This window comes from Caballeronia sp. M23-90 (assembly GCF_053574605.1).
This window is the reverse complement of record NZ_JBSIPA010001006.1, coordinates 1-315: the sequence shown is the minus strand read 5'-3', so window position 1 is coordinate 315 and position 315 is coordinate 1. Positions and strand designations below refer to the sequence as shown.

At 55.9% G+C, this 315-nt stretch carries 1 protein-coding gene; it reads right to left on the bottom strand.

Annotation, left to right across the window (positions count from 1 at the left end):
• Positions 1-313 (bottom strand): transposase (locus ACRXB1_RS37535; protein ID WP_449494957.1); only part of this gene is annotated, 313 nt, incomplete at its 3' end.
• Positions 314-315 lie beyond the last annotated feature (2 nt).

The following is a 315-nucleotide window of genomic DNA, read 5'->3' as shown; positions in this document are numbered from 1 at the left end:
CCTGCTTACCCAACTGCCCGCAGTATTGCCGCGCCACGCCCACCGAATGCTTTCCCTTCTTCGGAAAGCCCGTGTCGTCAATGATCCAGTACAGTCCGTTTGACGGATTCATGTGCGGCAATACCCATCGCCGAACCTGTTCCATCAATGCGGCGTCAGACCATTCGGACTTTGAAACGAAATGATGTAGGGACTGGTGACGTGCACTCACGCGATGAGGTTCGAGATGGGCTGCCAGCGGCTCGACACTTTTACGCGCAATCGGCAGCATCAACCCTTGGCAATAGCCCACCAACCCGGCACGACGATCAATAT